This is a genomic window from Geodermatophilus chilensis (genome assembly GCF_002802985.1).
Lineage (GTDB): Bacteria > Actinomycetota > Actinomycetes > Mycobacteriales > Geodermatophilaceae > Geodermatophilus > Geodermatophilus chilensis.
The window spans coordinates 1-7,778 of record NZ_NVPT01000207.1 but is presented as its reverse complement, the minus strand read 5'-3'; the positions used below and the strand labels follow the sequence as shown (position 1 = coordinate 7,778).

The window sequence follows — 7,778 nt, the reverse complement described above, 5'->3', positions numbered from 1 at the left end:
TTGTTTTTTTTCTTTTACGTATGTTTATTTTTCTCTTGTTTTATGTTGGTATGTTGTTGTTTTTTTTTTTTTTAAGGATACGGCGAGCACCGAGACCTACCAGTAGGGAGTCGTCGGCAGCGTCAGAGGTTTATAAGAGACAGTTCCTTCTACGAGGGGTGGGGAGGAAGGGGGTCCTTCGACTGGCACAATCGCGGTCATGTTGCGCTGGCTGACCGCCGGTGAGTCGCACGGCCAGCAGCTCACCGCCATCCTCGAGGGCCTCCCCGCCGGCGTGCAGGTCACGACGCCGGACCTCGACGTCGACCTCGCCCGCCGCCGCCTGGGCCACGGCCGCGGTGCCCGGATGTCGTTCGAGCAGGACGTCGTCTCGCTGACCGGCGGCGTCCGGCACGGGCTGACACAGGGCGGGCCGATCGCCGTCCAGGTGGGCAACACCGAGTGGCCGAAGTGGCAGACGGTCATGTCCGCCGACCCGGTCGACCGCGAGGTGCTCGCCGGTCAGGCCCGCAACGCCCCGCTCACCCGGCCGCGGCCGGGCCACGCCGATCTGCCCGGCATGCAGAAGTACGGCTTCGACGACGCCCGGCCGGTGCTGGAGCGGGCCAGCGCGCGGGAGACCGCGGCCCGGGTCGCCCTGGGCGCGATCGCGCGGGCGTTCCTGCGCCAGGCCCTCGACGTCGAGGTCGTCAGCCACGTGGTCGGCATCGGTCCGGTCGTCGTCCCCGACGGCGTGGTGCCCGGCCCCCACGACAACCCGCGCGTCGACGAGGACCCGGTGCGCTGCGCCGACCCCGAGACCAGCGCGGCCATGGTCGCCGAGGTCGACGACGCCCGGAAGAACGGCGACACCCTCGGCGGGGTCGTCGAGGTGGTCGTGCACGGCCTGCCGCCGGGCCTGGGCAGCCACGTGCACTGGGACCGCCGGCTGGACTCCCGGCTGGCCGCCGCGCTCATGGGCGTGCAGTCGGTCAAGGCCGTCGAGGTGGGCGACGGGCTGGAGACCGCCCGCCGCCGGGGCTCGGTCGCCCACGACGAGATCGTGCTGGCCGACGGGCGCGTGCAGCGGCTGTCGGACCGCGCCGGTGGCATCGAGGGCGGCATGACCAACGGCGAGGTGCTGCGGGTCCGCGCCGCGATGAAGCCCATCTCGACGGTGCCGCGCGCGCTGGCCACCGTCGACGTCGCCACCGGCGAGCCGGCCGTGGCCATCAACCAGCGCAGCGACGCCTGCGCGGTGCCCCGCGGCGCCGTCGTCATGGAGGCGATGGTGGCGCTGGTCCTGGCCGACGCCGCGCTGGAGAAGTTCGGCGGCGACTCGGTGGCCGAGACCCGCCGCAACGCACGCGCCTACCTCGACGCGCTGACGATCCGATGAGCTCCGCCGCACGCCGTCCGCTGCTGGTTCTGGTCGGGCCGCCGTCGTCGGGCAAGACCACCGTCGGAACCGCGCTCGCCGACCGACTCGGGGTCGTCTTCCGCGACACCGACGCCGACGTCGAGGCGCACACCGGCCAGCGCGTGGCCGACCTGTTCGTCGACCTCGGCGAGTCGCACTTCCGGGCGCTGGAGGAGCGGGCCGTCGCGGTCGCGCTCGAGGAGCACGACGGGGTCCTCGCCCTCGGCGGCGGCGCGGTGCTCAGCGCAGTGACCCGCGAGCGGCTGACCGCCTACACCCGTGCCGGCGGCACCGTCGTCTGGCTCGACGTCGACCTGGCCTCGGCCGCCGAGCGGGTGGGTCTGGGCCGCAGCCGCCCGGTGCTCGGCCTCAACCCGCGGGCCACGCTGCGCACCCTGCTCGCCGCCCGGGCGCCGCTGTACGCCGAGGTCGCCACCGTCACCGTGACCACCGGCGGCCGCGAGCCCGGTGAGGTGGTCGACGAGGTGGCCGCGGCCGTCCCCGCGCAGGCCGCGCCGTGAGGCGGGTCACCGTTCCCGGGGAGCGGCCCTACGACGTGGTCATCGGCTCCGGCGCGCAGCACGAGCTGGGTCTGGTGCTCGACGGCACCGCCCGCGCCGCCGTCGTCCACGCGCCGCCGCTGGCCGGGCTGGCCGGCGGGCTGGTGGAGACGCTGCAGACCGCCGGGGTGGCCGCCGAGGCCGTCGTCGTCCCCGACGGGGAGGCGGCCAAGACCGCTGCGGTCGCCGCCGAGGTGTGGGAGGAGTTCGGCCGGCTGGGGCTGACCCGCTCCGACGCCGTCGTCGGCGTGGGCGGCGGCGCGGTCACCGACCTCGCCGGCTTCGTGGCCGCGACCTGGACCCGCGGCGTGCGCGTGGTCCAGGTTCCCACGAGCGTGCTCGGCATGGTGGACGCCGCCCTGGGCGGCAAGACCGGCATCAACACCGGCGCGGGCAAGAACCTCGTCGGCGCGTTCCACCCGCCGGTGGCCGTGCTCGCCGACACCGACGTCCTCACCGGGCTACCGGAGGCGGAGTTCCGTTCGGGGCTGGCCGAGGTCGTCAAGTGCGGCTTCATCGCCGACGGCGACGTCCTCGACCTGCTCGAGATCGACCCGACCGGCCGCGGTGACACCGAGGAGCTCATCGAGCGCGCGGTGCAGGTCAAGGCCGCCGCGGTGGGGGACGACCTCCACGACACCGGCGTGCGCGAGTTCCTCAACTACGGCCACACCCTGGCCCACGCCATCGAGCGGGTGGAGGACTTCGGGTGGCGGCACGGCGAGGCGGTCGCCGTCGGGCTGGTCTTCGCCGCCGAGCTGGCCGGCCAGGCCGGGCTGCTCAGCCGCGGGGAGGTCGACCGGCACGCCCGGTTGGTCGCCGCCATGGGGCTGCCCACCCGCTACGCAGGGGACTGGGAGCGGATCCAGGCGGTCATGCGGGTGGACAAGAAGGCCCGCGGCGCCTCGCTGCGGTTCGTCGTCCTGGACGGCATCGGCAACCCGCGCATCCTCGCCGACCCCGACCAGGCCTGGCTCGACGCGGCGTGGGCCGCAGTTGCGGAGACTTCGTGACGATCCAGGTGCTCAACGGCGCCAACCTCGGCCGGCTCGGCACCCGTGAGCCGGAGAAGTACGGGACGACGACGTACGCCGAGCTGGTCGAGCTGATCGCCGCCGCGGCCGACGAGCTGGGCCTGGAGGTGCAGGTCCGGCAGACCGACGACGAGGGTGAGCTGCTGCGCTGGGTGCACGCCGCGGCCGACGCCGGCAACCCGGTGGTGCTCAACCCGGCCGGCTGGTCGCACACCTCGGTGGTGCTGCACGACGCGCTGGCGATGCTCACCGCGCCGCTGGTCGAGGTGCACATCAGCAACATCCACAAGCGCGAGGAGTTCCGGCACCACTCCTACGTCTCCCGGGTCGCCGACGGGGTGATCGCCGGGCTCGGGGTCCAGGGCTACGTGCTGGCCCTGCGGTGGCTGGCCGCCCAAGGGGCGGCGTGAGGCGACAGGGAGTGAGCATCGCAGCGAGGTCACGGAGCCGACCGGGAGTGAGCATCGCAGTGAGCTCTGCGAGCGAGGAGCGGAGCGACCGCGGAGCTGAACGGTGGGCACGATGAGGTATGCGGAGCGGCGAGAGCGACTGCGGGCGACGGCGGCCGAGCGCGGGCTGGACGCCGTCCTGGTGACCGAACTGCTCAACGTGCGCTACCTGACCGGGTTCACCGGCTCGAACGGGGCGCTGCTGCTGCGCGCCGACGGCGGTGACGTCTTCGGCACCGACGGCCGCTACACCACCCAGGCCGGCACCCAGGTGCCCGACGTCGAGCTGCTGGTCGACCGCGCCACCGTCGCCGCCCTGGCACGGGAGGCGGTGCGCCGGGGTGCGGGGACCATCGGCTACGAGAGCCACCACGTGACCGTCGACGGGCTGCGCGCCCTGGAGTCGGTGCTCGCCGACGCCGCCGCCGGCGGCACCGTGCCGGAGCTGACCAGCGTGCGGCGGGCCGTCGAGGCGCTGCGGGCGGTGAAGGACGACGACGAGGTCGACGCGCTGCGCCGGGCCTGCGCGGTCGCCGACTCGGCGCTGGCCGAACTCGCCGCCGAGGGGGCGCTGCGGCCCGGGCGCACCGAGCTGCAGGTCGGCCGCGAGCTGGACGCCCGGATGCTGATGATGGGTGCCGAGGCGCCGTCCTTCGAGACGATCGTGGCCACCGGCGCGAACTCCGCCATCCCGCACCACCGGCCCGACGCGACCGTCCTGCGCGACGGCGACTTCCTCAAGCTCGACTTCGGGGCCACCGTCGACGGCTACCACTCCGACATGACCCGCACGTTCGTGCTCGGCGAGGCGGCCGACTGGCAGCGCGAGGTCTACGAGCTCGTCGTTGCCGCGCAGGCCGCCGGGCGGGCCGCCCTGGCCGTCGGCGCCGACGTGGTCGCCGTCGACTCCGCCGCCCGCGACGTGATCGCCGCCGCGGGCCACGCCGAGCACTTCACCCACGGCCTGGGCCACGGGGTGGGCCTGGAGATCCACGAGGCGCCGGGCATCGGGCAGCTCGGCGCGGGTAGGCTGGCCGCCGGCATGGCCGTCACCGTGGAGCCGGGGGTCTACCTGCCCGGCCACGGCGGTGTCCGCATCGAGGACACGCTGATCGTCACGGACGACGAGCCCGAGTTGTTGACCCTCACGAGCAAGGAACTGCTGGTCCTCTAGATGGCTACCACCAACGACCTCAAGAACGGCATGGTCCTCAACCTCGACGGCCAGCTCTGGGCCGTCACCGAGTTCCAGCACGTCAAGCCGGGCAAGGGCGGCGCCTTCGTCCGCACCACGCTGAAGAACGTGCTCTCGGGCAAGGTCGTCGACAAGACCTTCAACGCCGGCACCAAGGTCGACACCGCCACCGTCGACAAGCGGAACATGACGTACCTGTACAAGGACGGCACCGACTTCGTCTTCATGGACGGCGAGACCTACGACCAGATCCACGTCCCGGCCGAGACCGTCGGCGGCGGTGCGGACTACCTGCTCGAGAACACCGAGGTCGTCGTCGCCGTCCACGAGGGGACGCCGCTGTACGTGGAGCTGCCCGTGACCCTCGAGCTGGTCGTGCAGCACACCGACCCGGGCCTGCAGGGTGACCGCTCCACCGGCGGTACGAAGCCCGCGACCCTGGAGACCGGGGCGCAGATCCAGGTGCCGCTGTTCGTCAACACCGGCGACAAGCTCAAGGTCGACACCCGCGACGGCCGGTACCTCGGCCGCGCCAACTGAGCGCGGGTGGGTCGGGGAAGGTTGGCATGGCTGCCCGCAGCAAGGCGCGCAAGCGCGCCGTCGACGTCCTCTACGAGGCCGACGTCCGCGGCAGCGACCCGCTGGAGTTGCTCCGCGAGCGGGTGGCGCTCGCCTCGCCGCCCATCCCCGACCACGCCGTCCGGCTGGTCGAGGGGGTGGCCGAGCACGCCGCCCGCATCGACGAGCTGATCGACCGGCACGCGCACGGCTGGTCGATCGACCGGTTGCCCGACGTCGACCGCGCGATCCTGCGCATGGCGGTCTTCGAGCTGCTGTGGGTCGACGACGTGCCCGACCCGGTCGTCATCGACGAGGCCGTCGAGCTGGCGCGGTCGCTGTCGACCGACGACTCGCCGGCCTACGTCAACGGCGTCCTGGGCGCCGTCCTCGACGCCGAGGTCCCGACCAGCTGAAGCAGGACCCCGTCCTCCTCACCGTAGGAGGATCCCGTCCTCCCCACCCTTCGCGAGGTCAGGGTGGTGCCCGGGACGGGAAGCCTCGGGACGGGGCGTGAACGCCGAGGGCCCACTCCGATCATCGGAGTGGGCCCTCGGCGTCCACCGGCCCCGGCCAGGTCGTACGACGATCGGCCACTGGCCGGGCACTCGTCGTGATCTCCAGGGTGAGCGGACATCCCGATCCCCAGGAGGACAGATGGAAGCCCCCGCACCCGCTCGCCGCCGCTGGCGCGCGGCCGGCGTTGCCCTCGCGCTCGCCGTGCCCCTGCTCGTCCTCACCTCGCCGGCCCAGGCCGCGTCGTCCAAGGCCTGCGAGGGCGGTGGCTACCGGCTGGTGGACGCCGCCACACAGCAGGTGTTGGCCCGGGCCGGCGACCGCGAGACGGTCACGACCGTGCCCGCGGCCGACCTCGGCGACCGGGTGCTGGTGCAGGGCCGCTACAACCAGTACGCCGTCCGGACCAGCGACTTCGCGCTCTTCGACTACGCCTTCACCGGGGCGCCCAACCGGCTGGACATGACCGGCGGCCGGTTCACCCCGGTCTTCGCCGGCAAGGTCCCCGACCACCGCGGCCTGACCCTCACCGGGGCCCTCACGGTGACGCTCGAGGAGGAGGACCTGGTCATCAGCCGGGCCGGCACCGGCCTGTCGATGAAGATCCAGTCCAAGGACTGCGCGCAGGGCGGCATCTTCCAGATGGAGCCCGAGCGCGCCGACGGCACCCGTACCCGGATCGTGCACACGCTGGCGACCGGCGCCGGTGCGGCAACGCCGTTCTACTCCGACAACCCCCGCTTCCGGGAGCGCGCCGGCCAGTACCTCGGCTCGGAGTGCACGAGCGTCGAGACCGGCCCGCCGAGCCGCTTCTGCGTGCGGGTCTCCCCGCGGGTGAACATCGGCAACGACGCCTCGCCGCGCTTCGTCGCGCGCGACAGCGCCCAGGTCGCCGAGCGCGTCGACCAGCCCGACTGCGGCGCCCAGGTCGCGCCGGACGTCGACCACTGCGGGCGGGTGTCGGTGTGGGATGTCGCCAGCGGGGGGCGCATGGGCTTCGTCACCGGTGAGGACGCCGTCGAGGTGGCCAACCCGCCGACCGAGTGCGTCTCGGACTGCCAGGCGCAGAACCAGGTCCGCGGCCGGCTCGCCGTCCTCGGGCACCCGTTCCCGGTGCCGGCCGGCAGCCGGCTCACCTCACCGGAGTCGGCGCTGCCGCTGCCCGCGCTCACCGCCCCCTGAGCCCGGGGCAGCACTGAACGCAGAGGGCCCACTCCGATCGTCGGAGTGGGCCCTCGGCGTTCAACGCTGCAGGATGTTCACCGCGGGGTGCGGCGGCGCTCCCAGTTCGGGTTGACCTCGTCCTCGTCCTCGTCGCCACCGAAGCCGACGACGCTCTCCATGCCGGGGGAGAGGACGCCCCACTCGATCAGCCGGCTGGTCAGCTCGTCGGGGCTCATGTCGTAGATGATCGCCAGCGACTTGAGGTCCTCGGCCCGGATGGAGAGGACCTTGCCGTTGTAGTCGTGCCGCTGCGCCTGGATGGTCGAGGCGTACCGGGCCAGCGGGCCGGCCTCGTCCGCGGGCAGCGAGCCCAGCGACTCGAGGTTCAGCACGATCTTCGTCGTCGAGGTGACCGCCGAGCTGGGCCGCGGGTCGGGCAGCAGCTCGGAGACCGGGACGCCGTAGAAGACGGCGAGCTCGGAGAGCCGCTGCACCGTCACCGCACGGTCGCCGCGCTCGTAGGAGCCGACGACCACCGCCTTCCAGCGGCCGTGCGACTTGTCCTCGACGCCCTGGAGCGAGAGGCCCTGCTGGTTGCGGATGGCGCGGAGCCGGGCACCGAGGGCCCGTGAGTAGTCGGTGCTCATCGCTTCCTGCTCACTGTCCGTCGTCGTGGAGGGGTTGTCGTCACGGAGCGTACTGGTCGAGCCGCTCCAACGACACCGGGACACTCCTCCGGGTCAGATGGGAGCCGATCGTGCTCCCTCCCGGCGCGTCGCGGGTCACATCGCAGCGTGCAGTACGGTCGATCCCGGTCCGACCACTCCTTTAACGACCCGTCCCGTGAGGCGGGGAAGGAGGCCTGATGGCCCGCACGACCGAGCCTGCCTCCTATACATATCT

9 protein-coding genes are annotated in these 7,778 nt (G+C 72.8%); 8 read left to right on the top strand and 1 reads right to left on the bottom strand.

The window, feature by feature from the left end; translation table 11 throughout:
* Window positions 1-199 precede the first annotated feature (199 nt).
* The 8 genes from aroC (at window position 200) to CNO22_RS23895 (ending at window position 6,893) form a co-directional block, all read left to right on the top strand.
* Window positions 200-1,378: a chorismate synthase gene (gene aroC / locus CNO22_RS23930; RefSeq protein ID WP_100501761.1), complete on the top strand. Its 1,179-nt coding sequence runs from the start codon at window positions 200-202 to the stop codon at window positions 1,376-1,378.
* Window positions 1,375-1,920, top strand: a complete 546-nt coding sequence (locus CNO22_RS23925; RefSeq protein ID WP_100501760.1) for a shikimate kinase — start codon at window positions 1,375-1,377, stop codon at window positions 1,918-1,920. The genes aroC and CNO22_RS23925 overlap by 4 nt, the downstream gene beginning before the upstream one ends.
* Window positions 1,917-2,972 carry a 3-dehydroquinate synthase gene (gene aroB / locus CNO22_RS23920; protein ID WP_100501759.1) on the top strand — a complete coding sequence of 352 codons (1,056 nt, stop codon included), beginning with the start codon at window positions 1,917-1,919 and terminating at the stop codon, window positions 2,970-2,972. Before CNO22_RS23925 ends, aroB begins: the two co-directional genes overlap by 4 nt.
* Entirely contained in the window at window positions 2,969-3,403 is a 435-nt protein-coding gene (gene aroQ / locus CNO22_RS23915) for a type II 3-dehydroquinate dehydratase (RefSeq protein ID WP_100501758.1), read from the top strand. The genes aroB and aroQ overlap by 4 nt, the downstream gene beginning before the upstream one ends.
* Before the next feature lie 112 nt (window positions 3,404-3,515).
* Window positions 3,516-4,616: a M24 family metallopeptidase gene (locus CNO22_RS23910; RefSeq protein WP_100501762.1), complete on the top strand. Its 1,101-nt coding sequence runs from the start codon at window positions 3,516-3,518 to the stop codon at window positions 4,614-4,616.
* Window positions 4,617-5,177, top strand: coding sequence for an elongation factor P (efp, locus tag CNO22_RS23905; RefSeq protein WP_100501757.1), 561 nt, complete (start codon window positions 4,617-4,619; stop codon window positions 5,175-5,177).
* A 26-nt stretch (window positions 5,178-5,203) separates the two neighbouring features.
* Complete coding sequence (gene nusB, locus CNO22_RS23900; protein ID WP_100501756.1) at window positions 5,204-5,611, top strand: transcription antitermination factor NusB; 408 nt, start codon at window positions 5,204-5,206, stop codon at window positions 5,609-5,611.
* A gap of 241 nt (window positions 5,612-5,852) precedes the next feature.
* Complete coding sequence (locus CNO22_RS23895) at window positions 5,853-6,893, top strand: hypothetical protein (protein WP_100501755.1); 1,041 nt, start codon at window positions 5,853-5,855, stop codon at window positions 6,891-6,893.
* A 77-nt stretch (window positions 6,894-6,970) separates the two neighbouring features.
* On the opposite strand, the gene bldD is transcribed toward CNO22_RS23895, so the two are convergent.
* Entirely contained in the window at window positions 6,971-7,522 is a 552-nt protein-coding gene (bldD, locus tag CNO22_RS23890; protein WP_091217936.1) for a transcriptional regulator BldD, read from the bottom strand.
* Window positions 7,523-7,778 lie beyond the last annotated feature (256 nt).